At 67.7% G+C, this 26,232-nt stretch carries 24 protein-coding genes; 9 read left to right on the top strand and 15 right to left on the bottom strand.

Going from position 1 to position 26,232, the window contains the following annotated elements:
- Positions 1-23: 23 nt before the first annotated feature.
- The gene (locus tag GRI40_RS02965; RefSeq protein ID WP_160609958.1) at positions 24-2,072 is read right to left on the bottom strand and encodes a M13 family metallopeptidase; all 2,049 of its coding nucleotides are present in this window, start codon (positions 2,070-2,072) and stop codon (positions 24-26) included.
- A gap of 275 nt (positions 2,073-2,347) precedes the next feature.
- On the opposite strand from GRI40_RS02965, the gene uvrA reads away from it, so the two are divergent.
- Together uvrA and GRI40_RS13980 are read left to right on the top strand one after the other, a co-directional pair.
- A complete protein-coding gene (gene uvrA, locus GRI40_RS02960) occupies positions 2,348-5,353 on the top strand; it encodes an excinuclease ABC subunit UvrA (RefSeq protein WP_160609957.1) in 3,006 nt (1,001 codons plus the stop codon).
- 225 nt (positions 5,354-5,578) lie between these two features.
- Positions 5,579-5,701: a hypothetical protein gene (locus GRI40_RS13980; RefSeq protein ID WP_272916542.1), complete on the top strand. Its 123-nt coding sequence runs from the start codon at positions 5,579-5,581 to the stop codon at positions 5,699-5,701.
- Between the two features lie 33 nt (positions 5,702-5,734).
- Here GRI40_RS13980 and GRI40_RS13635 read toward each other — a convergent pair whose 3' ends face one another.
- The 11 genes from GRI40_RS13635 to GRI40_RS02910 form a co-directional block, all read right to left on the bottom strand.
- Positions 5,735-5,911: a hypothetical protein gene (locus GRI40_RS13635; protein WP_202390124.1), complete on the bottom strand. Its 177-nt coding sequence runs from the start codon at positions 5,909-5,911 to the stop codon at positions 5,735-5,737.
- Between the two features lie 140 nt (positions 5,912-6,051).
- A complete protein-coding gene (locus GRI40_RS02955) occupies positions 6,052-6,600 on the bottom strand; it encodes a septal ring lytic transglycosylase RlpA family protein (RefSeq protein ID WP_237488981.1) in 549 nt (182 codons plus the stop codon).
- A 753-nt stretch (positions 6,601-7,353) separates the two neighbouring features.
- Complete coding sequence (locus GRI40_RS02950) at positions 7,354-8,577, bottom strand: argininosuccinate synthase (protein WP_160609956.1); 1,224 nt, start codon at positions 8,575-8,577, stop codon at positions 7,354-7,356.
- 182 nt (positions 8,578-8,759) lie between these two features.
- Positions 8,760-9,530: an SDR family oxidoreductase gene (locus GRI40_RS02945; RefSeq protein ID WP_160609955.1), complete on the bottom strand. Its 771-nt coding sequence runs from the start codon at positions 9,528-9,530 to the stop codon at positions 8,760-8,762.
- A gap of 136 nt (positions 9,531-9,666) precedes the next feature.
- Positions 9,667-9,972, bottom strand: a complete 306-nt coding sequence (locus GRI40_RS02940; RefSeq protein WP_420006859.1) for a glycine zipper 2TM domain-containing protein — start codon at positions 9,970-9,972, stop codon at positions 9,667-9,669.
- A 193-nt stretch (positions 9,973-10,165) separates the two neighbouring features.
- A complete protein-coding gene (locus tag GRI40_RS02935; RefSeq protein ID WP_160609954.1) occupies positions 10,166-10,519 on the bottom strand; it encodes a glycine zipper 2TM domain-containing protein in 354 nt (117 codons plus the stop codon).
- 112 nt (positions 10,520-10,631) lie between these two features.
- Positions 10,632-11,867: a dual-specificity RNA methyltransferase RlmN gene (gene rlmN / locus GRI40_RS02930; RefSeq protein WP_160609953.1), complete on the bottom strand. Its 1,236-nt coding sequence runs from the start codon at positions 11,865-11,867 to the stop codon at positions 10,632-10,634.
- 36 nt (positions 11,868-11,903) lie between these two features.
- Positions 11,904-12,635, bottom strand: coding sequence for a 2OG-Fe(II) oxygenase (locus tag GRI40_RS02925; RefSeq protein ID WP_202390123.1), 732 nt, complete (start codon positions 12,633-12,635; stop codon positions 11,904-11,906).
- Between the two features lie 45 nt (positions 12,636-12,680).
- Positions 12,681-13,778, bottom strand: coding sequence for a PA0069 family radical SAM protein (locus tag GRI40_RS02920; protein WP_160609952.1), 1,098 nt, complete (start codon positions 13,776-13,778; stop codon positions 12,681-12,683).
- Between the two features lie 61 nt (positions 13,779-13,839).
- Positions 13,840-15,603 carry a lytic transglycosylase domain-containing protein gene (locus GRI40_RS02915; RefSeq protein ID WP_202390226.1) on the bottom strand — a complete coding sequence of 588 codons (1,764 nt, stop codon included), beginning with the start codon at positions 15,601-15,603 and terminating at the stop codon, positions 13,840-13,842.
- Positions 15,588-16,352 carry a uracil-DNA glycosylase family protein gene (locus GRI40_RS02910; protein ID WP_160609950.1) on the bottom strand — a complete coding sequence of 255 codons (765 nt, stop codon included), beginning with the start codon at positions 16,350-16,352 and terminating at the stop codon, positions 15,588-15,590. The genes GRI40_RS02915 and GRI40_RS02910 overlap by 16 nt, the downstream gene beginning before the upstream one ends.
- An 82-nt stretch (positions 16,353-16,434) precedes the next feature.
- Here GRI40_RS02910 and GRI40_RS02905 point away from each other — a divergent pair, with 82 nt between their 5' ends.
- From GRI40_RS02905 to GRI40_RS02875, 7 genes are all read left to right on the top strand, one after another.
- The gene (locus GRI40_RS02905; protein WP_160609949.1) at positions 16,435-18,081 is read left to right on the top strand and encodes an electron transfer flavoprotein-ubiquinone oxidoreductase; all 1,647 of its coding nucleotides are present in this window, start codon (positions 16,435-16,437) and stop codon (positions 18,079-18,081) included.
- Positions 18,082-18,087: 6 nt separating this feature from the next.
- Positions 18,088-18,897, top strand: coding sequence for a 4-(cytidine 5'-diphospho)-2-C-methyl-D-erythritol kinase (locus GRI40_RS02900; protein WP_160609948.1), 810 nt, complete (start codon positions 18,088-18,090; stop codon positions 18,895-18,897).
- A complete protein-coding gene (locus tag GRI40_RS02895; RefSeq protein ID WP_337190477.1) occupies positions 18,894-19,622 on the top strand; it encodes an N-formylglutamate amidohydrolase in 729 nt (242 codons plus the stop codon). Before GRI40_RS02900 ends, GRI40_RS02895 begins: the two co-directional genes overlap by 4 nt.
- Before the next feature lie 66 nt (positions 19,623-19,688).
- Positions 19,689-21,536, top strand: coding sequence for a dihydroxy-acid dehydratase (gene ilvD, locus GRI40_RS02890; protein WP_160609946.1), 1,848 nt, complete (start codon positions 19,689-19,691; stop codon positions 21,534-21,536).
- Positions 21,536-21,892: a hypothetical protein gene (locus tag GRI40_RS02885; RefSeq protein WP_160609945.1), complete on the top strand. Its 357-nt coding sequence runs from the start codon at positions 21,536-21,538 to the stop codon at positions 21,890-21,892. The genes ilvD and GRI40_RS02885 overlap by 1 nt, the downstream gene beginning before the upstream one ends.
- Positions 21,879-23,291: an NAD(P)H-hydrate epimerase gene (locus GRI40_RS02880; RefSeq protein WP_160609944.1), complete on the top strand. Its 1,413-nt coding sequence runs from the start codon at positions 21,879-21,881 to the stop codon at positions 23,289-23,291. Before GRI40_RS02885 ends, GRI40_RS02880 begins: the two co-directional genes overlap by 14 nt.
- Positions 23,291-24,478, top strand: coding sequence for a class I SAM-dependent RNA methyltransferase (locus GRI40_RS02875; RefSeq protein ID WP_160609943.1), 1,188 nt, complete (start codon positions 23,291-23,293; stop codon positions 24,476-24,478). The genes GRI40_RS02880 and GRI40_RS02875 overlap by 1 nt, the downstream gene beginning before the upstream one ends.
- On the opposite strand, the gene GRI40_RS02870 is transcribed toward GRI40_RS02875, so the two are convergent.
- The 3 genes from GRI40_RS02870 to GRI40_RS02860 are packed head-to-tail and all read right to left on the bottom strand — an operon-like array spanning position 24,475 to position 26,221.
- Positions 24,475-25,248 (bottom strand): hydrolase 1, exosortase A system-associated, encoded by a 774-nt coding sequence (locus GRI40_RS02870; RefSeq protein ID WP_160609942.1) that lies wholly within the window; start codon positions 25,246-25,248, stop codon positions 24,475-24,477. The two genes, GRI40_RS02875 and GRI40_RS02870, sit on opposite strands and share 4 nt — an antisense overlap.
- Positions 25,245-25,931: an alpha/beta hydrolase family protein gene (locus tag GRI40_RS02865; RefSeq protein WP_337190476.1), complete on the bottom strand. Its 687-nt coding sequence runs from the start codon at positions 25,929-25,931 to the stop codon at positions 25,245-25,247. Before GRI40_RS02865 ends, GRI40_RS02870 begins: the two co-directional genes overlap by 4 nt.
- Positions 25,928-26,221, bottom strand: coding sequence for an acyl carrier protein (locus tag GRI40_RS02860; RefSeq protein WP_160609941.1), 294 nt, complete (start codon positions 26,219-26,221; stop codon positions 25,928-25,930). Before GRI40_RS02860 ends, GRI40_RS02865 begins: the two co-directional genes overlap by 4 nt.
- Positions 26,222-26,232: the final 11 nt, after the last annotated feature.

Here is a 26,232-nt window from a genome sequence, read left to right as displayed (position 1 = left end):
TGCGGTCCCATCCAAACAAACGTTTACCAGATGCGCACCCGGTTCTCAGGCGCGATGTACATCGCGTTGTCCGGCGTGACCCCGAACGCTTCGTACCACGCGTCCACGTTCCGCAAGGGGGCGATCGTGCGATAGCGCGCCGGGCTGTGCGGATCGGTCGTCACCTGGCTGCGCAGGGCATCCTCGCGCGCCTTGGCCTTCCACACCTGGGCATAGGCCAGGAAGAAACGCTGGTCGCCTGTCAGCCCGGCGATCACCGGCGCCTCCTTGCCCTCGAGCGACTTCTTGTAGGCGTCGTGCGCGATCATCACGCCGGCCAGGTCGGCGATGTTCTCGCCCATCGTCAGGTCCGGGTTGATGAAGCTGCCCGGCACTACCTCGAACGCGGCGTACTGTGCGCCGAACTTCTTGGCCTCGGCCTCGAAGCGCGCGGCATCCTCCGGCGTCCACCAGTCGCGCACGGCGCCGGTAGCGTCGATCTTGCGGCCCTGATCATCGAAACCGTGGCTGATCTCGTGGCCGATGACGACGCCGATGGCGCCGTAATTGACCGCCGGATCGGCGTAGGCATCAAAGAATGGCGGCTGGAGGATGCCGGCCGGGAACACCATCTTGTTCTCCAGTCCGCCGTTGTAGGCGTTGACCGTCTGCGGGACCATTGCCCACTTCTTGCGGTCCACCGGCTGGCCGAGGTCGCTCATCCCGTACTCCGCGTTGAAACGCGTCGCGGCCGCTGCGCTCGAATAGAGGCTGCCCGGGTTCACAGAGAGGCCCGAATAGTCGCGCCATTCGTCGGGGTGGCCGACCATCACTTCCATTCGGTTGAGCTTTTCCAGCGCGGCGGCCTTGGTCGGCGGGCTCATCCAATCGTTGGCGCGGATGCGGTCGCCCATCGCCAGCTTCAGGTTCTTGACGAGGTCATCCATCCGCTGCTTGGCGACCTGCGGGAAATACTCGGCGACATAGGCCTGGCCGACCATTTCGCCGAGCGATCCGTTGACGAGGTCCACCGCGCGCTTCCAGCGCGGGCGCTGCTGGCTGACGCCCGAGAGCGTGCTGGTGAAGGCAAAGCGGCTGTCGACCATGGCCTGGGGAAGGTACGGCGTTGCCTGGGCGGTGACGTTCAGTTCCTGCCACAGCTTCAGCGTTTCGAGATCGGTCTTTTCGTACAGCGCCGCGAACGCCTTCACCGCGGTGTTGTCGTTCACGATCATGCGCTTCTGGTCAGGGATTCGCGCGCCGGCGAAGAACGCGTCCCAGTCGACCCCGGGGGCGTACGCCTCAAGCTCGGCTGTCGACATGGGGTTATTGATCAGGCCGATATCGCGCTGCTGCGCGGCATCCCAGCTCAGTGAGGCGAGATAGGTCTCGAACGCCATGATCCGGCTCGCCGCGCCCTTGGGGTCGGCCTTGCCGAGCGTCTTCATCGTGCGCTCGATATAATCCTGGTAGGCCGCCCGCTGCTTCGCGTAGTCCGACTTGAAGTAGTAATCCTTCTGCGGCAGCCCGAGCCCGCTGGTGCCGAACCACAGGACGTTCATGTCCGGGTTGTCGGTATCGGCATAGACGCCGGGGCCGAACATGCTGCCGCCGAAGCGGTAGGTGGTGCTGCCCATGTAGCGGGCGAATTCGCTCTTGTCGGAGATCGCACGCACTTCCGCGAGGTCGGCCATTAACGGCTTGAGTCCTGCGCGCTCGACCGCGGCTTCGTCCATGAACGCGTTGTAGAGCGCGCCGTACTTGGTCCCCGCGGGCGCCTGCTGGATCAGCTTCTGGACGTTGGCCTGGATTTCCTCGCTCAGGTTGTAGAACGAGCCGACGCTTGGCCGGTCGGCGGGAATCTCGGTCGCCGCGATCCACGATCCGGAAGCGTACTTCTCGAAGTCGTCGCCCGGCTTGACCGAGAGGTCGCGCGAGGTGAGGTCGACCCCGAAATCGCCGATCATCGCCTTGCCGGTGACGACGATCTGCTGGCTGTCGTCTGCCGCCGCGTCCTGCGCGAAAGCCGGCGCGGCTGCGAGCGAAAGCGCCAGCGCGGTGGCGGCGGCGAGCTTGGTCCTCAAACGTGTCATGATAGGCGGTCCCCTGAAAGCGCGCGCCGTGCCTGTCGAGAGACACCCGCGCAAGTGGTTGTCGCTGAAACCATTGCCGCTCAACCGTGCGAGGAGTGGTCGATGAACCGCGGGGAGGCGTCGACGAAAGAAGGGGGGGGGGGGCCGGCGGCAGGCGCTGGCATCCGGGCCCGGCGTTGCATGTGCGGACCCCGCTCCCCACATCGCGCGTTCAGGGTGGAGGGTCCCACCGCACCTATTGACACGCGCGAACGAAACCGGAACACGCCCGACCTATGTCTCTCACGAAAATCAGTGTGCGCGGCGCCCGCGAACACAACCTCAAGGGCATCGACATCGATCTGCCGCGCGACGCGCTGATCGTGATCACGGGGCTTTCCGGCAGCGGCAAGTCCAGCCTGGCCTTCGACACGATCTATGCCGAAGGGCAGCGCCGCTACGTCGAAAGCCTGAGCGCCTATGCCCGCCAGTTCCTTGAGATGATGCAGAAGCCCGATGTCGAGCATATCGACGGGCTCAGCCCCGCCATCTCGATCGAGCAGAAGACCACAAGCCGTAATCCGCGATCCACGGTGGCGACCGTTACCGAGATCTACGATTACATGCGCCTGCTGTGGGCGCGGGTGGGTGTGCCCTATTCGCCCGCGACCGGCCTGCCGATCGAGGCACAGACCGTGTCGAACATGGTCGACCGTGTGATGTCGCTGCCGGAAGGGACGCGGCTCTACCTGCTCGCGCCCGTGGTGCGGGGCCGCAAGGGCGAATATCGCAAGGAACTGGCCGAATGGCAGAAGGCCGGCTTCACCCGCGTGCGCATCGACGGCGAAATGTACGAGATCGGCGAGGCGCCGGCGCTCGACAAGAAATTCAAGCACGACATCGAGGTCGTGGTCGATCGTCTGGCCGTGCGGGAAGGGATCGAAACGCGGCTCGCCGACAGTTTCGAGCAGGCGCTGAAGCTGGCCGAAGGGCTGGCGTATGTCGATCTGGCGGATACGACGGTGGCCGACCTTGCCCCCTCCGACGCTCGCTCTGCTCGCGCCATCTCCCCCAAGGGGGGAGATTCAGAGTCTCCCCCTCTGGGAGAGGTGGCAGCGCGCAGCGCTGACGGAGGGGGGATGAAAGGCGCCGGCCTGCCGCCCAACCGCATCGTCTTCAGCGAAAAGTTCGCCTGCCCGGTCTCCGGCTTTACCATCGAGGAAGTCGAACCGCGCCTGTTCTCGTTCAACGCCCCGCAGGGGGCGTGTCCGGCGTGCGACGGCTTGGGCGAGAAGCTGCTGTTCGACCCGCAGCTCGTCGTGCCGAATGAACATCTGTCCCTGAAGCAGGGGGCGGTCGTGCCGTGGGCGAAGTCCAACCCGCCGAGCCCTTATTACATGCAGGTCCTCTCCAGCCTCGCGAAGGAATACGGCTTCGATCTCACCACCCCGTGGGAGGCGCTGGGGGAGGAGAACCAGGGCGTGATCCTCCACGGCACCAGGGGCAGGGCCGTGCCGCTCACCTTCAAGGACGGGCGCAAGGAATATACCGTGCGCAAGGCGTTCGAAGGGGTGATCGGCAACCTCAACCGCCGCATGCTGCAGACGGAAAGCGCGTGGATGCGCGAGGAGCTCGGCAAGTACCAGACCGCGCAGGCGTGCGAGACCTGCCACGGCAAGCGCCTCAATGACAAGGCGCTCGCCGTGAAGATCCCGAGCGCCGATGGCGGCACCGACATCGCCACCCCCACGCAGATGAGCGTCACCGCGGCGAAGGACTGGTTCCTCGCCCTGCCGGCGCATCTCAGCGAAACGCAGAACCAGATCGCGCGGGCGATCCTGAAAGAGATCAACGAGCGGCTGGGGTTCCTCGACAATGTCGGGCTGGACTACCTCAACCTCGACCGAACCAGCGGCACGCTGAGCGGCGGCGAGAGCCAGCGCATCCGCCTCGCCAGCCAGATCGGCAGCGGGCTGTCGGGCGTGCTTTACGTGCTCGACGAGCCGAGCATCGGTCTCCACCAGCGCGACAACGACCGGCTGCTGGAAACATTGAAGCGCCTGCGCGACCTCGGCAACACGGTGATCGTGGTGGAGCATGACGAGGACGCCATCCGCGCCGCCGACCACGTAGTCGACCTCGGCCCCGGTGCAGGCGTCCACGGCGGCGAGATCGTGGCGCAGGGCACGCTGAAGCAGGTGCTGAAGGCGAAGAACTCGCTCACTGCCGATTACCTCACCGGCCGGCGCGAGATCGCCATTCCCGCCACGCGCCGCAAGGGCAACGGCCACCAGCTGACCGTCCACGGCGCGCGGGCGAACAACCTGCGCAATGTCACCGCCAGCCTGCCGCTCGGCACGTTCACCTGCATCACCGGCGTATCAGGCAGCGGCAAGTCCAGCTTCACCATCGACACGCTCTACGCCGCCGCCGCGCGGCAGCTGAACGGCGCGCGGGTGATCGCCGGGGCGCACGACAAGGTGACGGGCCTCGAATTCTGCGACAAGGTGATCGAGATCGACCAATCGCCGATCGGCCGCACCCCGCGTTCCAATCCCGCCACCTACACCGGCGCCTTCACCCAGATCCGCGACTGGTTCGCCGGGCTGCCCGAGAGCCAGGCGCGCGGGTACAAGGCGGGGCGCTTCAGCTTCAACGTCAAGGGCGGCCGGTGCGAGGCGTGCCAGGGCGACGGACTGATCAAGATCGAGATGCACTTCCTGCCCGACGTGTACGTGACGTGCGAGGAATGCCACGGCAAGCGCTACAACCGCGAAACGCTGGAGGTGAAGTTCAAGGGCCTCTCCATCGCGGACGTGCTCGACATGACGATCGAGGACGCGGAGGGCTTCTTCAAGGCCGTTCCCCCGATCCGCGACAAGATGCACATGCTGAACGAAGTCGGCCTCGGCTACGTCAAGGTCGGCCAGCAGGCGACCACGCTGTCTGGCGGCGAGGCGCAGCGGGTCAAGCTCGCCAAGGAACTCAGCCGGCGCTCCACTGGGCAGACGCTCTATATCCTCGACGAGCCGACCACTGGCCTGCATTTCGAGGACGTGCGCAAACTGCTGGAAGTGCTCCAGCGCCTCGTCGACCAGGGCAACAGTGTGGTGGTGATCGAGCACAACCTCGATGTCATCAAGACCGCCGACTGGATCGTCGACCTGGGCCCGGATGGCGGCGTGCGGGGCGGGGAGATCGTGGCGGAAGGCACGCCGGAGGACGTGGCGCGGGAGCCGCGGAGTTTTACGGGGCAGTATCTGCGGCCGCTGTTGGAGCGTCGCTTCGAGGCGGCGGAGTAAGACGTCCTCGTGGATGAATCGGTGGCGCTGCGGCGAGGATTTCGCGCTCAACACGCGAGACGGGCGTAAACAATTCGCAACATGACGACACGTTCCCGCTGAATTGCGGCGATTAGGTGTTTCCCGCCAACCGTGTTACATGTTTGCCATTGCCGGACCAGAATTGGCCTGTCGGTGACTGAGAGAAGCTTCGGCATTGCTCCCGCCACGCGACGAGGAGCAGCGATGTCAGACATTATCATCCCGCTCGTGATTTTCGCCGCGTTCCTGGGCACGGCCTTGTTCGTGTCAGAATGGATGAGCGGCGGGCTGGGCGAATTCCGCGCGTTCTGGCGCCGGGGCGAGTAGGCTCGCCACGGGGGCGCGCGCTCGTTCGCCTGGTTACCGCGGCGGCGGGGTGCCGCGTTCGATGTCCTCGCGCAGCTCCACCGCGCCGCGCTCTGCCCGGGCGGCGGTGCCGCGGCCGGCGGAACGGTTGCGCAGGAAGGCCCAGATGACGATCGCGATGAGCAGGATCGGGCCCCCGATCACCACCAGTGTCCATACTTCGCCGCCCATCGCTCGTACCTTTCCAGCTAGCCCTTGACGGACCAGCGCACGAGCGGCCTCGATGTTCCGGGGCCGGCGCTGTGGTCGACGGATGAAGTCGGCGAGGAACGATAAACCTGCTGCGGCGGGTTCTATCGGCGCACGTGTGCTTAGTCGTGCAGCGCGAAGTTCACCCGGCCGCTGCCGCGCTGGACCAGGCCGAGCGTGACTGCCGCGGTCTTCGACAGGTCCAGCACGCGATTGCCGTGGAAGGGCCCGCGATCGTTGATGCGCACCACCACCGACTTGCCGTTGGCGGGGTTCGTCACGCGCAGCTTCGTCCCGAAAGGCAGGGTGCGATGCGCGGCGGTGAGGGCGGAGTTGCTGAACGCCTCGCCGCTGGCGGTGCGGCGGCCGTTGAACTTGTCGGCGTAATAGCTCGCCACGCCGCTGCCCAAGACTTCCGCCTCCGGCTCCGCCTCTTCGACAGGTGCCTCGATCGCGGTGACGTCGACCATTCCGGGGGCCGGAACAAATGCGGTGGCTGCGGTGTTGATTGGGGAGAACGACGCGGCGAACGCGTCGTCACCCTGACCGCCGGGGGGCGCGCCGTTGTCGGCGAAGGCCGGGGCGCTGGCCGATGCCGGCAACATCAACGCGGCGGCAAACGCGGCGGTGCGGATCGTGCGCGAACCGCGCCGGGTGTCCGTAATCTGCATGGCGGCGTTTTTACGGACGCGTTTTGAGGCTGTGCACCCTCTGGTGCTCGCCTCACCCCGGACTCTTCACCGTTCATCGTATGGTCCGGGAGTATTAACCATGATTCGGCGGGCGACTCCCGCGCTCGCCGGGAAATGGGGGCCTCATCGAACTGGCGAGTCGCGCGGCCCTGCCGCAAAAGCAAATGGGGCCGACCCGAAGGTCGACCCCACTCTCACCAGCGCGTGGTCCTTTCCCGAAGGAAAGGCGCTTGGCGGCCAGTGCCTATGCCGTTCGACCGCAGTCTCCCGGCGCTTTCACCGGCGCTCGCACCGGCATCCGGTTGCGCCAGTCGGTGGGGCGGGATCCGAGGATCCTTCCGCTTCGCCTGGCGGTCCCGAAACCGGACTTGCCGTTCTGGTCCTTCGTCTTCAGGCGCGGTCTTCCAGGTCGAAACCCGGTATCGTGCCATTCTAACGAATGACCGGGAAAAGCCCGGTCGATGGCTGCGCAGCGTCGCGAACTTCTCAAGCGACCGATTTGCCTTGAACCGAGGTCGCTGGCATCTCGATCTCGACGATCGCGCGGACAGTTGCCGCCATCTCTCCGTGGTATAAAATGCCGTTCTCTTTCAGGCGGTTGGGCCGTCAAGTTGGTGGCTTTTCGCACCGCTTCGATGTCCCAAGACTGCGCCGCGAGCCCGAGTCGTGCAAGCGCGCAAGAGGGCGGTTATCCACTGTCCCCCGAAATCGCTGTGGACACGCGTGGACAAGTCAACGGCCCGCCGCGTCACGTTGCGCCAGCAGACGCAGGCGCAGTGCGTTCAGCTTGATGAAGCCCTGCGCATCGGTCTGGTCGTAGGCGCCGGCGTCGTCCTCGAACGTGACGTGGCGTTCGGAATAGAGGCTGTTCGCGCTCTTCCGCCCCACGACTTGCGCGAGCCCCTTGTAGAGCTTCAGGCGGACGGTGCCGCTGACTTTCGCCTGGCTGTGATCGATCGCGGCCTGCAGCATCTCGCGCTCCGGGGCGAACCAGAAGCCGTTGTAGATGAGCTCCGCGTACCTGGGCATCAGCTCGTCCTTGAGATGCGCGGCCCCGCGGTCGAGGGTGATCTGTTCGATCCCGCGATGCCCCCGGGCGTAGATTTCGCCGCCCGGCGTCTCGTACATCCCGCGGCTCTTCATCCCGACAAAGCGGTTTTCCACCAGGTCGAGCCGGCCGATCCCGTGCTTGCGGCCGAGGTCGTTGAGCGCCGCAAGCAGGCTGGCCGGGCTCATCGTCTCGCCATTGAGGGCCACGCCGTCGCCGCGCTCGAACGCGATCTCGATGTATTGGGGGGTGTCGGGCGCATCCTCGGGATTGACCGTGCGGCTGTAGACGTAGTCCGGCACTTCTTCCCACGGGTCTTCCAGCACTTTCCCTTCGCTGGACGTATGAAGCAGGTTCGCGTCGGTGGAGAACGGGCTTTCCCCGCGCTTGTCCCGCGGCACGGGAATCTGGTGCTGTTCGGCCCACGCGATGAGGGCGGTGCGGCTGGTGAGGTCCCACTCGCGCCACGGGGCGATCACCTTGATATCGGGGTCAAGCGCGTAGGCGCTCAGTTCGAAACGAACCTGATCGTTGCCCTTGCCGGTCGCGCCGTGGGCGATCGCGTCGGCGCCGGTTTCGCGCGCGATTTCGATCAGGCGCTTGGAGATCAGCGGGCGGGCGATCGAGGTGCCCAGCAGGTAATCGCCTTCGTAACGGGCGTTCGCGCGCATCATCGGGAACACGAAGTCGCGCACGAATTCCTCGCGCAGGTCGTCGATATAGATGTGTGCGTCGGGCACGCCCATCAGCTTCGCCTTGGCGCGCGCGGGTTCCAGTTCTTCGCCCTGGCCGAGGTCGGCGGTGAAGGTGACGACTTCGCATCCGTAAGTCACCTGAAGCCACTTCAGGATCACGCTGGTGTCGAGCCCGCCGGAATAGGCGAGGACGACTTTCTTGATGTCGGACATGACAGGCTCCGCAATGGCGATTGGGCGGGCCGCTATCAGCGCGAAGGCGACGGGGCAACCGGGCCTCCGCTATAGGCGCGCGTTACGCTGGTAGCCCGCGCGAGCTTACCGGTCCGCGCTTGCCCTGACCGGTGCCGCCAGGCGAGGCGGCCGCCCTCGCTGCCGGTGGAGCCGGCGCCGAATCACGACCCGCCGGAACGGGCGAGGAAGATCACGTCGCGCGGCTGACTCAGCAGGTGCTGCCCGCTGTCGACGAACAGTGTCTGCCCGGATTCGAGCCAACCTTCGGCCAGCCAGCGGCACGCCTCGGCAATCTCGTCCGCGCCCGTTCTCCGCTTCAGCAGGTTGAGCCGGTGGCTGACGTCGGCTTCGGTTTCGAGCTGGTCGTGACTGGCCAGGATCGCGCCGGGCGCGACGCCGTACACCTTGTCCTGCGACCGGGCCGCGTCCATCGCCAGCATCGGGATCGTCGCGGCGAGCGCGTGCTTGCTCATGGTATAGCTGAAGAAATCGGGGTTGGGGTTCGCAAGCTTTTGGTCGGTGACCTGGATCACGCGGCGAGGCGGACCGTCAGGATCCAGGCGGAGAAACGCCTGGGCCATCCGCGCCGGCGCCTCCGCGTTGACGCGCATGGCCTTGCGATAGATGTCGCTGTCCATTCGGACGGCATCGTCGCGTTCGAAGACCGACGCAGAGTTCACGATGACGCGCCAATCGGGGAACTTGGCGCCGAGATGCGCCACCATCGCCTCGGCCGCTTCGGCGTCGACGAGATCGCAGTGGATGGCGCTGCCGTCGAGCTCGTCCGCAATCTCTTCCGCCTGCGCGGCCGAATGGCCGTAATGGACGATGACGTGCCAGCCCGCGGCGGCGAAGCAACGGGATATGGCAGCGCCTATGCGCCGGGCGCCTCCCGTAACCAGGACAGCCGGCCGTCCGTCTGTCCGCGTCATGGGCGCTGCAAGATGGGAAAGCCTGTCACCCGGGCCTTGAAGCACAGAGCAGGGGGCAGGGGAAAGACAAAGAAAGACGCGCCGCCCCTGCCGGGACAGCGCGTCGTTCGCGTCAGCTTGTGGGTGTCGGCTGCCTTTAGCGGCACTTCACCGTGCCGCGCTGGACCTGGCGGCCGACCAGGGCCCCCGCTGCGGCGCCGAGGATCGTGCCTGTGGCGCGCTCGCCACGCGTATCGACCGCGCGGCCGAGCAACGCGCCGGCAGCGGCGCCGACGATCAGGCCGGTCGTGCCGTTGGAACGCTTGCAATAATACCGTCCGTCGTCGCCCTTCCAGTAACGGACGCCGTTGTCGCTTGTATAATAACGGCGTTCCTTGGCGAAGGCCGGGGCGGCCGGCGCGAGCAGGCTGGTTGCGGCCAGGGCGAGCATGATCTTCTTCACGGGGTCTTCCTTTCCCTCATTGGGTTCTTCGGTGTCAGCGCGCGAGCTGCCCAACGGGTCCACAACGGCAGATGAACGGATGCCGTGGCCGGCGAATTCGCGACAGGCCGCGTCAATCGAGCGGTGAACCGTGCATACAAAAAGGGCGCGCATCCCATTGGAATGCGCGCCCACGTTGTCACCAATGGCCGGATCAGCGGCAGGACATGGACTTCTGCACTTCCCGGCCAAGCAGCGCGCCGGCGGCCGCGCCCAGGATCGTTCCGGTGGCACGTTCGCCCCGCGTATCGATGGCGCGGCCGGCAAGGGCACCTGCCGCACCACCGACCAGCAGGCCGACCGTGCCGTTCGAGCGCTTGCAGTAGTAGCGATTGTCTTCGCCGCGCCAGTACCGGATGCCGTTGTCCGACGTATAGTAGCGCGGCTGATAGGCCTGCTTCGCGCGCTTGCCGTGCGCGGGCGCCCAGTGGGGCGGATCGGCAAGGGCGGGCGTCGCCATGGGCAGCGTGAGGCCGGCGGCGGCGATGGCGAGAAGGCTCTTCTTCATGATCGGGTCCTTTCCCCCGCGAACGTCGCGAGTGTCGGAAATGATGATGGCCGGGCCCATCGCAACCTGACCTGAACGAGGCTGTTGGCCGGCGCTCAGGGACGCGCTGCCATCAATGGGTCGCAGCCGCCTCGCGGTCGATCTGGGCGCGGCTCTTGCGTTCGGCCGCTGTCTTGAGCTGGCCGCACGCGGCGTCGATGTCGCGCCCGCGGGGCGTGCGGACGGGCGCGCTGATGCCGGCTTCGAAGACGATTTCCGAAAATCGCCGCACCCGCTCCGGCGTGGAACAGGCGTAGGGCGCGCCGGGCCAGGGGTTGAACGGGATCAGGTTCACCTTGGCGGGGAGGTCGTAGCTTTTCAGCAGGCGGACCAGTTCGCGCGCATCCTCGTCGCTGTCGTTCTTGTCCTTCAGCATGACGTATTCGAACGTGATGCGGCGCGCGTTGCTCGCCCCAGGGTATGCGGCGCAGGCGGAAAGCAGTTCCTCGATGCCGTATTTCCGGTTGAGGGGCACGATCTCGTCGCGCACGTCCTTCGTCACGGCGTGCAGGCTGACGGCCAAGTTCACGCCGATCTCCTCCCCGCAGCGGGCCATCATGGGGACAACGCCGCTGGTGGACAGGGTGATCCGGCGCTTCGACAGGGCCAGGCCATCACCGTCCATCACGATGCGCAGCGCGCCCTTCACGTTGTCGAAATTGTACAGCGGTTCGCCCATGCCCATCATGACGATGTTGGTCAGCAGGCGCCCGTCGGACGAATAGTGGCCGGCATCCTCCGCATCCTCGAGGCCCGCCATCGAACCCTTCGGCCATTCACCCAGCGCATCGCGCGCCAGCATGACCTGACCGACGATCTCGCCCGGGGTGAGGTTGCGCACCAGCTTCATCGTGCCGGTGTGGCAGAACGTGCAGTTGAGCGTGCAGCCGACCTGGCTGGACACGCACAGCGTCCCCCGATCGGCGTCGGGGATGAACACCATTTCGAAGTCGTGGCCGTCGGCGGTGCGCAGCAGCCACTTGCGGGTGCCGTCGGTCGAATGCTGCGCCTCGACAACGTGCGGCCGGCCAACCACGAAGCGTTCCGCCAGCCACGGGCGCATCGTCTTCGCGATGTCGGTCATCGCCTCGAAATCGGTGACGCCGCGGTGGTAGATCCAGTGGAACACCTGCTTGGCGCGCAGCTTCGCCGCCCGCGCATCGAGCCCGGCTTCCGCGAACAGCGCGATGATCCGGTCACGCGGCAGGCCGAGCAGATCGATGCGGCCATCGGCGCGCGGCGTGGTGTCGCGCGCGACGGGGACCGGATCGACGGGTCCGGGAATGGGCATCAGTGCGGTATCGGCCATGGCGGCGGCGCATATAGGCGCTGATCGCGCCAAGGGCTAGGCGGCGCGGAGCCAGCCCGTGATCGAATAGCGCGGGGCACCCGCGAAAGGGGCGACGTAGCTGACCGAATGGAGCTGCGGCACGGTGAACACGTGCATCGCGTTGAAGGCCGGGGCCAGCGCGCCCGTCACATCCCCGCGCGCATCGTGGAACTGCAACAGCCCGCCCCATTCGGTTCGCCAACTGGGAGTGAGGTTGATCACGTAGGCGGCGATGCGGTTCTTGCCTTCCACGCCGTCATCATGCCCGGTCAGGAAGTGGCCGGGCAGGTATCGTGTCGCCTGCCCGTCGACGAGGGTCACGCGGTCGTCCCCCACCAGCCGCCGGAGCTTGGCGAGCGTCGCGGGGCTATTGAGCATGTCGAGCAGCCGGTCGAGCAGGAGGCCGCGATCGGCGCGCTCCCGGGCATTTTCCGACACCCGCACGGAATCGAACAGGAACTGGAAGCCGTCGCGCGCCGCGTCGTGGACCGATCGCATGAACGCGGCGCCTTGCTCCCCGTCCAGCGCGGCGATGGATTCGGGTCCGAGGTCCCATGTCTTGTCGCCCTGGTTGACGACCCGCCACCATTCCAGTTCGCTGGCGAGATGCCTGTGCAATGCCTCGGCCGCCTCCGCCGAGAATGCCGGCTCGATACGCACATGGCCCTGTGCGGCCAGCGATGCGGCGTAACGGTCGAGCGCGGCCTCGTCGGCCTGGAGCGCAAGGTCGGGCAGGGGATGGGTCATGCGCTGGCTATAGAAGGGTGCGCGGGGCGCGGTAAACGGCGGCCTTCACAGCAGCCGCAACTGGCCGGCAGGGGCGGGAGTGCGGAACCCGGTGCAATCGAGTTCGAATCGGTGCTTGCCGATGCCCGCCCTGCGGCACGCCAGCGCGAACCGCGCGCGAAACAGGTCGGCCCACACCCCGCTGGGCCGCATCCGGGTGAAGAACGCCGGATCGTTGTCGCGCCCGCCGTTCCTGTTCGCCCGGATGGAACGGACGATGCTCATGACCTTGTCCCCGCGCTCGGGGAAGTGGACCGAGAGCCATTCGCGAAACAGCGGCGCGACCTCGTGCGGCAGGCGCAAGGGTATCCACCCCGCCGATTTCACGCCCAGCGCGGCCGCGCGGCTGACGATGTCCTCCATGAAGCTGTCGGTGATGGCGGGAATGATCGGCGATACGGAACAATGCGCAGGCACGCCGGCTTCCACCAGCCGGCCCAGCGCCGCCAGCCGCTTCGCAGGCGCTGCGGCCCGTGGTTCGAGCAGGCCCGACAGGCGCGGATCGAGCGACGTCACCGACACGCTGACCGCGATCAGGCGCTGGCGGGCAAGCTGGGTGATGAGATCGAGATCGTCGAGCACGCGGTCGGACTTGGTGGTGATCGTCACCGGGTGCCGGCTGTCGAGGCATACCTCCAGCACCTGCCGGGTGATCCGGTACGTCCGCTCGATGGGCTGGTACGGGTCCGTGTTCGTGCCCATCGCGATCGGCTTCGGGCGATAGCGCGGCCGGGCGAGCGTTTCGCGCAGCAGGCGCGCAGCATCGGGCTTGGCAAACAGGCGCGTCTCGAAGTCGAGGCCGGGCGACAGGTCGTGATAGGCGTGCGTCGGCCGCGCGAAGCAATAGATGCAGCCATGCTCGCACCCGCGATAGGCGTTGATCGAGCGATCGAACGCGATGTCGGGCGAGGTGTTGAAGGTGAGGATGGTCTTCGGATGTTCCTCCGTCACCGTGGTGCGCAGCTTGACCGGAGGGCCATCGAGGGATTCGACGTGATCGCGCCAGTCGCCGTCCACCGCACGCTCGGCCAGGCCGAATCGCTGCGGCGCCTCGGCCGATTGCGCACCGCGGCCGTCGATCCGGGGGGCGAGTCGGCGTTCCATTGGCGGAACATACACGGAACAAAGGGCGCGGGGAAGACGGCGCGACCCGCCGCCCGCAAAGTCAGTCGGCGCGGGTGAGCCTCACCGCGCCGCCGCCGGCAAGCTCCGGGAACGTCGGCCACATGCCCTGCGCCAGCGCGATCCGGCTGTCGGAAACACCGCCCGCCTGCCGCTCGTACATCCAGTAATTGCGCATGACGATGCCGACGTATCCGCGCGTCTCCCAATAGGGGATGCTCTCCATGTAGAGCAGCGGATCGCCCTGGTCCCGCACTTCGCTGTTCCACCGCGTGACCGGCGTGAGGCCGGCGTTGTATGCCGCCATGATCTTGGGCAGCAGGCCCCGCGTCGCGCCCGAATCGCGCAGCATCGCCAGATGACGCTGGCCGAACGCGAGGTTCACGTCCGGCCGGTTGAGGTCGGCGGCTGTACCGGCGACACCGATCCGGCCCGCGTGGTCCTTCGCCGCGGAGGGCATGATCTGCATCAGACCGCGCGCGCCGGCGGGGCTGACCGCGCCGGCCTGGAAGCGGGATTCCTGCAACGTGTGGGCAAAGGCCAGCGCGGGATCGACCTGCCAGCCGGTGGTTGGCTGCCAGCGCGGCGCGGGGTAGCGCAGGGCCGTCTGCGCCTTTGCCCCGCGCGGCGCGTTGGCCGCCATCCACAACTGGGTGGAAGGCAGGCCCAGTTCGCGCGCCAGGCGGCTGAGGGCGTCGTATTCGGAAGGCGTGCCGATGCGCGCCTCGTGCCGCAGCACCTCGTCCGCCAGCGTGTCCTGCCCCACTTCGGCAAGGGCCACGGCGGTGCGTACGTTCGGTGCGTCGCGCAGGCGCTGCCAGTCGGCAAGATCGAAGTCGGCGGACCGCCGTTCGCCCGGAAGGGCCTGTCCGAGAGCCTCGCGCGCCAGCATACCGTAGAGCGTTTCGTCGAGCCGCGCCGCACCGCGCAGCTGCTCGGCCGCCTTTTCAGGCTGGCGGCAGCGGACCAGCGCGCGGCTGGCCCAATAGTAACTCGCCGCGGTCAGTTCGATATTATGCGCCGAACCGGCGGCGCGCTGGAATGCCTCGGCCGCGCCGGCGCAATCGCCGAGTCGCCATGCCGCGAGGCCCGCCGTCCAGTCGCCTTCGCCGACCCATGCCCCGCTGCCGCCGCTGCCCACGGTCTGGGCGACCGCCAGTGCCGCGGCATCCTGGTTCTCGATGTAATAGCTCCACGCCACGCGCTGGCGCCATTCGGCCCGTGCCGCGCTCGACAGGGCGGCGTCCACACCGTCGAGCAGCATGCGCGCGCCGGTCGGGTCGTCGGACTTGATCCGATCAAGGATCGCCGCCTTCACGTCGGCGGGCATCGTGCCATCTTCGACGCTGCGCGGCAGGACCCGGCGGCTGGCCGATGGCTGCGCGACCATCTGCTGCGGCACCGGCAGGCCGGGCATGATCGTCAACCCGCGCTTCACCCCCAGTGCCGCGATCTGCGCCGACTGGGGGAGGTGCGTGCCTTGCGCCAGCCACTGTTCGATGGCGGGGAGTTCGATCCTGGGGCTCGCGGCGTCGAGATAGTACTGCGCCCGGGCCACCTGGTGCAGCGGCCCGTCGGGCCTTTCGGCCAGCATCATGTCGGCCTGCGCCCAGTTCTTCGCCTCCAGCGCGGCGAACAGCGATCTGTACCAGTCGCGTTCCGACTTGCTCAGGAGTTCGGGGACGGTGGTGGCATTGGCCCGCGCGCGGAAGTATTCGGCGGCGGAGCTGTTGGCGAGAGCAGGCGTCGTCGCCGCGCAGGCAAGCGCTGCCAAGACCCCCGCGGCACGTTTCACCCGTCGTCCCATTTCTGTCCGTCCGTCCATTCCAGCCAGCGGCGCCACAGCCGCGCGCGCAGCTTTCCGTTCCCTAGCAGTCGCTCCGGCCCCGCTTCGAAAAGGGCAGGGACCGCGCCGCCTTCATGATTGAACGTGCGCAGGTTTTGAGCGCCTTGCGCCGGATCGTGCCCGATCAGCGGCAGGATGTTCTGGCCCAGGACCAGGACGCGCTTCGGCCTGGCGAGGGCCACGTGGTGGCCCAGGACATCGCCCATGCCCCCCGCGCGCAGGCCGGCCCAGTCGGGCAGCGTTTCATGCCGGGGCAGGGCGGCGGCGTAATAGACCTGGTCGGCGGACAGGCCCGCCGCCACGGCGAACGCGCCCAGCAGCCGTCCCTGGGGCCCGGAGAGGAGCGTTTCGCGATCCGCATCCTCGGGCATGGGGACCACGATCATCAACTCGGCACCCAGCGGCCCGCGCGGCGCCACGCGCGGCGAAAGTCCGCCTTCGTCCAGCGATCCTTCATTGAGCCACCAGTCGGCGAAGGTGTCCAGCGTCTGCGGCCACTGCGCGCGGTCGCCGCCCACGCGGGCAGGTGCGGGCGGCGGCGGGGCCGCTGCCGCCGAACGCGGCGCGGGACCGGCGGGCGCAGGCTCCTCCTTTTCCGCGAGCCAGGGTTCGGCGGTGTCGCGGTAAGCGGCGTCCACGCCCGCCGTGCGCCACCAATCGAGCGCGGCGGCGATGTCGCTTGCAAGCGGGGATTGGGCGGGCTGGGGCATAAGTGTAGCCGGTCGGGTCTTGACCTGCCACGCGGCTGCAATCAAGCAAACTCGCAAACCAGCGTGGGATAATGGAAAGCCGATGATCGAACGTGAATCGATGCCGTGCGACGTGCTGATCGTCGGCGGCGGGCCGGCGGGGCTCGCGGCGGCGATCCGCCTGAAGCAGATCAATGCCGAGCTTGAGGTCCTCGTGCTCGAGAAAGGCAGCGAGATCGGCGCGCACATCCTGTCGGGCGCCGTGGTCGATCCGCGCGCGCTGGACGAACTGCTGCCCGACTGGCGCGACAGCTGCCCGATGGCCGAAGTGCCGGTGACGGACAACTGGCACTGGGTGCTGAGTGCAAAGGGCAAGACGAACCTGCCGCACATGATCATGCCGCCGTTCATGTCGAACGACGGGTGTTATACCGGATCGCTCGGCAACATGACCCGCTGGCTCGCGGAACAGGCCGAAGCGCTGGGCGTGATGGTCTTCCCCGGCTTCCCCGCCGCCGAGGTGATCATCGGCGAGGATGGCGCCGTCGCGGGCGTCATCACGCAGGACATGGGCGTTGCCGCCGATGGTTCGCACAAGGGCGATTTCCAGCCCGGCATGGAGATCCATGCCAAGTATACCCTCTTCGCCGAAGGAGCCCGCGGGCACCTCACCAAGCGAATGAAGGCGAAGTACGACCTGGAGGCGGATTGCCAGCCGCAGGTCTATGGTCTGGGCATCAAGGAAATCTGGGACATCGACCCCGCCCGGCACGTGCCGGGCCGGGTGATCCACACGCAAGGCTGGCCGCTCAGCGAGAGCGAGAGCTGGGGCGGGGGCTTCCTCTATCACCAGGGGAACGGCCAGGTGGCGCTCGGCTTCGTCACCGCGCTCGATTACAGGAACCCGTGGGTCAGCCCGTTCCAGGAATTCCAGCGCTGGAAGCAGCATCCCGCGATCCGCGAATACCTCGAAGGCGGCAAGCGCGTGGCCTATGGCGCGCGCGCGATCAACGAAGGCGGCTGGCAATCCGTGCCGCGCCTCGCATTTCCCGGCGGCGCGCTGATCGGATGCGCCGCGGGCTTCGTCAACGTGCCGCGGATCAAGGGCAGCCACACCGCGATGAAAAGCGGCATGCTCGCCGCCGAAAGCGTGGCGGCAGCGATCGGCCGGGGCGAGGAAAAGACCGCGTTGATGGATTACGACGCGGCCGTTCGCGATAGCTGGATCGCGGACGAGCTGAAGATGGTGCAGAACGCCCAGCCCGCGGTCGCCAAGTTCGGCGGCGAACTGGGCACCATGGTCGCCGGGCTCGACATGTGGCTGCGCTATCTCAAGCTGCCGATCATCCCGGCGTTCAAGCACGAACCGGACTACGCGCTGACCGGCCGTGCCGACCTGTTTCCAAGGATCGCCTATCCCAAACCCGACGGGGTCATCAGCTTCGACCGCCTGACCAGCGTCGCCTTCAGCTACACCAACCACGCGGAAAACCAGCCGGTCCACCTGATCGTCAAGGACATGGAGCTGCAGAAACGCAGCGAGCTCGGCGTCTATGGCGGCCCGTCGCAGTTCTACTGCCCCGCGGGCGTTTACGAATGGCTTGTGGACGAAGGGACGGGGGAACCCAGGTTCCAGATCAATTCCCAGAACTGCGTCCACTGCAAGACCTGTGACATCAAGGACCCCAACCAGAACATCACCTGGGTCGCGCCCGAAGGCGGCGGCGGGCCGAACTATCCGAACATGTGATCGGCCTTGCGCGAAACCGCCTACGCCAAGATCAACCTGGCGCTGCACGTGCGGCGGCGGCGGGGGGATGGGTATCACGAGATCGAGACGCTGTTCGCGTTTGTCGATTGCGGAGACACGCTGAGCGCGCGCACCGCCGAGCGGGACGAGCTGAGGATTATTGGCGAGTTCGCCTCGCAACTGTCTGATCCATTTGGCAATATCATCGCGAAGGCGCTGGCGAAGCTGCCGCGCTCGCAGGGGCTCGCGCTGACGCTGGAGAAGAACCTGCCGGTGGCCGCGGGCCTCGGCGGCGGGTCGGCCGATGCGGGGGCGGTTTTCCGGATCGTCGGGGCGCCTCACGGCCTGCCCGACGACTGGCGGGCGCGGGCGGCAGGGCTTGGCGCCGACGTTCCGGCCTGCGTGGAAAGCAGGATGTGCCTTGGCCATGGCACCGGCACCGCGTTGTCGGGCGTCGTCAACGATCTGGACGGCGCGCCCGTCCTCCTCGTCAACCCGCGAATCCCGCTCGCGACCGGGCCGGTGTTCGCGGGCTGGGACGGGATGGACCGCGGTCCGCTGCCGGCCGGCCCGGCCTCGGCCATCATGCGGGCGGGGCGCAACGACCTGGAACCCGCGGCGATCGCGCTGGTCCCGCAGATCGCGGAAGTGCTCGCCGCACTTGGGGAGAGCGGCGCGACGATCTCCCGCATGTCCGGTTCGGGCGCGACATGCTTCGCGCTTTACGCCGATGCCCGGGCGCGCGACGCGGCAAGCGCGCGGATCGCTGCCGAACACGGTGGCTGGTGGCAGATGCGCGGGGCTTTGCGCCCGTGACCGCGCAGTCGTGGCGTCACATCGGCCCCGAACCGCGCAAGGGCGGCATCGTCCTTGTCGCCGATCACGCTTCGAACGCGGTGCCGCCGGATATCGATCTCGGCATCGATCCCGCCTTGCTGCACGAACATATCGCGGTTGATATCGGGGTGGACGCGGTGGCCGAAGACCTCGCCCGGAACAGCGGCATCCCGGCCCATCTCGCATGCGTGAGCCGGCTCGTCTGCGACCTGCACCGCGAGGAGGACAATCCCGCCGTCATTCCCGAAGCGAGCGATGGCCACGCGATTCCCGGCAATATCGGGATCGACCGGGAAGCGCGGCTGGCGCGGTTCCACCGGCCGTATCACGATGCACTTGCCGCCTGGCTCGACGCTGCGGACCCTGCGCTGGTCATCTCGCTGCACAGCTTCACCCCCGCGCTGCGGAGCGCGCCGGCGCCCCGGCCGTGGGAGGTCGCGCTGCTGTACAACCGCGATGACCGCGCGGCCCGTCATGCTATCAAGCTGTTCGAAGAACACGGCCTAAAGGTCGGAGATAACGAGCCTTATTCCGGCCGCCTGCTCAACGCGACGATGAACCGCCATGCCGAGGCGCACGGGCGCCCCTATCTCGCGATAGAGGTGCGCCAGGACCTCATCACCGACGCGGCCGGCCAGGCGCGCTGGGCGGCGCTGATCGGGAAGGTCGCGGGCCAAGTGGCAATCCTGCTTGAGGCGGCGTAAGGAAAATCCGTTGGGGCCGAAGCGGCGGCTGGCCTAATCCGGCCTCGACAACCAAGGACCTGCCCGATGCCCGAACTCCGATCCCGCACTTCGACTCACGGCCGCAACATGGCGGGGGCGCGCGGGCTGTGGCGGGCGACGGGGATGAAGGACGGCGATTTCGGGAAGCCGATCGTCGCCGTGGTCAACAGTTTCACCCAGTTTGTACCGGGCCACGTCCACCTCAAGGATCTCGGCCAGCTGGTCGCGCGCCAGATTGAGGCCGCGGGGGGAGTTGCCAAGGAATTCAACACGATAGCGGTCGATGATGGCATCGCCATGGGGCACGACGGGATGCTCTATTCCCTGCCCAGCCGCGAGCTGATCGCCGACAGCGTGGAGTTCATGGTCAACGCTCACTGCGCCGATGCGATGGTGTGCATTTCCAACTGCGACAAGATCACGCCGGGCATGCTGATGGCGGCGCTGCGCATAAACGTGCCGACAGTGTTCGTCAGCGGCGGCCCGATGGAGGCGGGCAAGGTCGTCCTGCGGGGCAAGGAGGTGGCGCTCGATCTGGTCGACGCCATGGTTGCCGCGGGGGACGAACATTACACCGACGAGGAGGTCGCCGATATCGAGCGGGCCGCGTGCCCCACCTGCGGATCGTGCAGCGGCATGTTCACGGCGAATTCGATGAATTGCCTGACGGAGGCGCTCGGTCTGTCGCTGCCGGGCAACGGATCGGTCCTGGCCACTCACGCCGACCGGCAGGGCCTGTTCGAACGCGCCGGCCGGCTCGTCGTGGCGCTGTGCCAGCGTTATTACGGGGAAGGTGACGAAAGCGTCCTCCCCCGCAGCGTCGCCAGCTTCGAAGCGTTCGAGAACGCGATGAGCCTCGATATCGCGATGGGCGGGTCCACCAACACCGTGCTCCACCTGCTGGCCGCCGCGCACGAGGCGGGCGTCGATTTCACGATGGCCGATATCGACCGCCTCAGCCGCCGGGTGCCCTGCCTGTGCAAGGTCGCCCCGGCGAAGGCGGACGTGCACATGGAGGATGTGCACCGCGCGGGCGGCATCATGGCGATCCTTGGCGAGCTTGAGCGTGCCGGCCTGCTCCACACCGCCCTGCCGACGGTGCACAGCCCGACGATGGGCGATGCGCTGGCGGACTGGGACGTGCGCCTCACCAACAGCCCCGCCGTGCAGGATTTCTACCGCGCGGCGCCGGGCGGCGTGCCCACGCAGACCGCGTTCAGCCAGTCGCGGCGGTGGGACGATCTCGATACGGATCGGCAATGCGGCGTCATCCGCGCGCGTGACCACGCCTTCAGCCAGGACGGCGGCCTCGCGGTGCTGTTCGGCAACCTTGCGCGGGACGGCTGCATCGTGAAGACCGCGGGCGTCGACGAACACATCCTGAAGTTCACCGGCCCTGCGAAGGTCTACGAGAGCCAGGACGCCGCGGTGGCCGCGATCCTGACCGACCAGGTTGTTGCGGGCGACGTGGTGGTGATCCGTTACGAAGGGCCGCGCGGCGGGCCCGGTATGCAGGAAATGCTCTACCCTACGAGCTATCTCAAATCGAAGGGGCTGGGCGCGGCGTGCGCGCTGATCACCGACGGTCGGTTTTCGGGCGGCACCTCCGGCCTTTCGATCGGGCACGTCAGCCCCGAAGCGGCCGAAGGGGGCCTGATCGCCCTGGTCGAGAACGGCGACCCGATCGAGATCGATATCCCGGCGCGCACCATCAACCTCGCTGTGCCGGACGAGGAGCTCGCCCAGCGCCGCACCGCGCGCGAGGCTGATGGCTGGCATCCCGCCCAGCCGCGTCCGCGCGCCGTATCACCCGCGCTCCGGGCCTATGCCGCGATGACCACCAGCGCAGCGCGCGGGGCAGTGCGCGACGTCAGCCGCCTGCAGGGAGCGTGATGCGAATTGCCGCCATGTTGCTGGCGGGCACGCTGGTGTCGTGCAGTCCCGGCCAGGAACAGGCCCAGGCCGCCCCCGGGGCGGTTCCGGTCGCGTGCGCGCTGGCCAGGGCGGCGGATTTCGCCTCCACCTGCCTGGTTGAGCGGGTAGTGGGCGAGGAAGGCGCGGAATTCGTGGTGCGGCATCCCGATGGCGGGTTTCGGCGCTTCAAGATCGCGCCCGATCGCAGCGGCATGATGGCCGCCGATGGCGCCGACATCGCGGTCAACACGCTGGCGGGCGATCCGCCCATGCTCGAAGTCCGCGTGGCGCAGGATCGCTATCGCTTCCCGGCGGACCTCGATGCGCAGCCCTGACCAGGTGCTCACCGCGGCGCAGATGCGCGCCGCCGAAGAAACGCTGGTATCACGCGGCACGACGATCGATGCGCTGATGCTGCGCGCGGGGGAGGGCGCGGCCGACTGGATCTGGCGTGCCGCAATGGGGCGTGACGTGACCGTGCTGTGCGGGCCGGGCAACAACGGCGGCGATGGATACGTGATTGCCCGGGTCTTGCAGGATCGCGGGCTCGCGGTGCGCGTGGTCGCGCCGCTTCCCCCCGCGACCGATGCCGCGCGCGCGGCGCGGGATGCTTGGGCGGGCGGGGCCGAAACGGGCGGCGCCGAAACGGGCGGCGCTTCGGTTCGGGGCGGGGTGTTCGTGGATTGCCTGTTCGGGACCGGCCTCACGCGGCCGCTGTCTGCCGATCACGCCGGGCTGATCGCCGCGCTGGGCCAGTCCCACGCTTTCGCCGTGGCGGTGGACGTGCCGAGCGGCGTGGCGACCGACGATGGTGCCTTGCTGGGCGATCTGCCGTCCTTTGACATGACGCTGGCGCTGGGGGCCTGGAAACCGGCGCATTTCCTGATGCCCGCAATGGCGCGGATGGGGGCGCTACGTCTGGTCGACATCGGCCTGGACCGGGTGGAGGACGCCGCCTGTCTCTATCCGCGTCCGCACCTCGCTGCCCCGGCGACGGAGGCGCACAAATATGCGCGAGGCCTGGTCGGCGTCGTGGGCGGGCCGATGCCGGGCGCCGCGCTTCTCGCTGCGCAAGCCGCCATGCGAGCAGGCGCGGGTTATGTGAAGCTCCTTGCCGACCAGCCCCATCCTGCGGGGCCCGCCGCGCTTGTCGTCGACGGCAGGCCGCTGCCCAATGCGCTGGAGGACCCGCGCTGGTCGGCCCTGCTGGTCGGCCCCGGTCTTGATCGCGATGACCGGGCACGCGATCGATTGCGCCACGTGCTCGATCGCGCGGTGCCCTGCGTGCTCGATGCCGACGCATTGCATTTGCTCGATCCCGACATGCTGGAGGGCGTCGATACCGCGCGGCTCCTTCTCACCCCGCACGAAGGGGAGCTGGGCCAGCTCTGCGCGGCATTTGGCATCGCGGGGACGGCCAAGGTTGACCGCGCACGTGGGCTAGCAGCGGTCACCGGGTTGACGGTTCTCGCGAAGGGCCCCGATACGATCCTGGCGGCGGGCGATGGCCGGCTGGCGTTCTTTGACCGGGCATCGAGCTGGCTGTCGACAGCCGGCACGGGTGATGTCCTCGGCGGGGTCGCCGCATCGCGCCTGGCGACGCGCGAAGATTGCTTCGCGGCTGCGGGGGAGGCCGTGTGGCTACATTCGGAAGCGGCGCGCCGCGCCGGAGCGGCATTCACGGCGGACGATCTTGCGGCTTGCGTGTCAGGCGCTTACGCGCATTTCCTGTGATGGAACCTGAAGAAATCGTGCGCGTCGCCGCGAAAGGCGAAGGCGTGACTGAAAGCGGCCGCCACGTCGCGTTCACCGCACCGGGCGACCGGGTCGGGGAAGACGGCAGCGTGAAGCCGGGGCCGCACCGGGCGATCCCGCCGTGCCGCCATTTCGGGCGCTGCGGCGGGTGCCAGCTACAGCATCTGGACGAAGCGGCGCTTGCCGCATTCGTGCAAGGCAGGGTGCGCAACGCGGCGCTTTCACAAGGGCTCGAACCGCAGGTGCTCGCGCCCGTGCACCTATCGCCGCCCCGTTCGCGCCGCCGCGCCACGCTTCATGCGTCGGGGGGCAAGAGCAGGGCGGCGATCGGCTTTCGTGAGGCCGGCGCGCACCGCATCGTCGACATGGCGGAATGCCATATCCTGCGCCCGGAACTGTTCGCGATCGTCGCGCCCTTGCGCGCGATGCTGGCGATCCAGACGGGCAACTGGTCCACCGATGTCGATCTGGCTCTCACCGACCAGGGCGTCGATTGCGGCATTCGCAATTTCCGCATGGAGGGTCTGGAGGCCACGGAAGCGGCGATGGCGTTCGCCCGCGTCCAATCGCTGGCACGGCTCACTGTCGACCTCGGCTACGGTCCGGAAACGATCTGGGAACCGGAGCCGGTGACCGTGCGCCTGGGCGGCATTCCGGTGCCCTTCCCACCGGGCGGCTTCCTCCAGGCGACCGCTGACGGGGAGCAGGCGCTGTCCCAGGCCGCGCGGGAATGGACGATGGGGAGCCCTGTCGTCGCGGACCTGTTTTCCGGTCTCGGAACGTTTGCCTTCGCCCTCGGGGGCCGCGTCGCCGCGTTCGAGGCGGCACGCGACGCGCACCTTGCCTGCCGCGCTGCGGCGTCCCGGGCGAACCGGCAGGTGGACGCCTTCCACCGCGACCTGTTCAGAAACCCGCTCCGGCCTGATGAACTGGCGAATTTCGACGCGGTCGTTCTCGATCCACCCCGCGCCGGCGCGCGCGATCAGGTTGCGCAGATCGCTTCGAGTGCGGTGGGGCGGGTCGTTTACGTCAGCTGCAATCCGGCGAGCTGGGCCAGGGATGCAAGGACGCTGGCCGATGCCGGCTTCCACCTCGCCGAGTTGCGCCCGGTCGGCCAATTCCGGTGGTCGACGCATGTCGAGCTGGCGAGTCTCTTCGTCCGCTAGCCCTTCAGAGCCTCGAGCAGGTGCTGGAACAGGAAATCGCGGTCGGGTGGCTCGATCCAGCCATGGCTCGCGCTGTCGAAATGGATAACGCACGCGTCTCCCGGCGGCCAGGACGCCGTGAAATGCTGTGCAGTCCTGTCACGCGTCGCGATAAGAATTCTCTTTGCACCATGAAATCGCGCCAACCCGGCTGCCATTTCCCCTGCAAGGGACGTGGGCGCGGGTCTGGGTCTCATCGCGTGAACCAGCCCCTTGGCCAGCCCGGCGACATTCACCTTGCCGGTCAGCAGGCGCAAAATCTCCTGCGGATTGCGTAACTTGGCGCCGTACCGCTGCCTCACCGCGCGCGGCACAGGTAGTTCGGCGTCGTCTTCCAGGACCCACGGATTGGACAGCACCAGCCCGTCCATCCCGGCGCCGGAATCCAACATCAACGCACTGGCACCATCGCAATTTCCCCATGCTATCAACCGCTTGACGGACGGCGCCTCGGCGCGGAACGCCGCGGCGGCGGTGGCGATGTCGGGCCCGGCGCTGCGAAATCCGCCATTGGTTCCCACACTGTCGCCGACGCCGCGGCGGTCGAAGCGGAAGACGGGATACCCCGCGGCGGCAAGCCTGCCCGCCAGCGCCGCGTAGTGCCCGGCGGGGCCGGATCGAACTTCGCCACCGCCGCTGACGATCAACAACCCGCTGCTCCCGGGCGCCATGTCGATCGTGCCGGCGAGCCAGTCTTCTCCGCAAGGGAACACGATGTGGCGACGGCTCATGCGGGGCCGATCCCGTCGGCAATGATGGCCGCGATCGCCTCGGCCTGCTCAGGCGCTTCGGAGGGCTCGGCGCGCAGCCACAGGGCGCTGCCTGGCAATGCGGACTGCTCGATCTCGACCAGTCCCTCCGTCGGTGTCGCGCTTTCGATGGCATTGAAGATGGCGGAACCCAGGTGCCACCCGGCGAGCACGGCGCCGTGCGTTCGCGCCTCTTCGAGAAGAGCGGGCCCCGGCCGGCCGCGGCCCCCTTCCGCGTCCGCGATCGCCTGCGCCCGGACGAGCGACCGTAACATGCGCGCACCGGCAAGCGGCGCATAGTGCCACCCGGGCATTTCGCGCGGGGCAACAAGCGTGCCCGCGCGAATGGCGAGAACATGCGTAGCCCTGAAATAAGAACGCGCGACGTCGGCGGCATGACGCCATCCCGTGAGCGTCTGCTCGGCCAGCGGGCTTTCGCTTTCATTGCAGCCCGGCAGGTCGGGCAGGAAACTGTCGATGCCCGATACGTCGAGGCGTCGCATCACCTCGACCGTCTGGCGCCGCATCTTGTTGGCTTCCTGGAACCATGCGGGCAGGACAAGCAGGCGTCGCGCGCGCCGCCTGTCGAATGCGAGTGCAAGTTCGTCGCGTCGTTCCCCGTCAGGGCCGACAGAGGGCCAATTCAGAAGTTCGAACGGCCTCACGCCGAGACGGCTTTTGCCTCGGCAAATGCAAGCAGGGCGCCGAAGCTTTCGAGCATCTCGCCGCCGACCTCGTCGTCGTCGATGACGATGCCGAGCCGGTCTTCCATCTCGGTCAGCAGGCCCGCGACCGCCATCGAATCAAGCTCCGGCAGGTGTCCGAACAGCCCGGTGTCGGCGGTAAATTGATCCACCCGACCCGCATCGAGGCCGAGCACATCGACCAGGATACCGCGCAGCGCGGTGTCGATATCGCCTCGGCTCGCAGCCAGGTGATGATGATCGGCGGTCATTCGGGCTCCCT

Source organism: Tsuneonella aeria (assembly GCF_009827495.1).
GTDB lineage: Bacteria > Pseudomonadota > Alphaproteobacteria > Sphingomonadales > Sphingomonadaceae > Tsuneonella > Tsuneonella aeria.
This window is presented reverse-complemented; position numbering and strand designations above follow the sequence as displayed.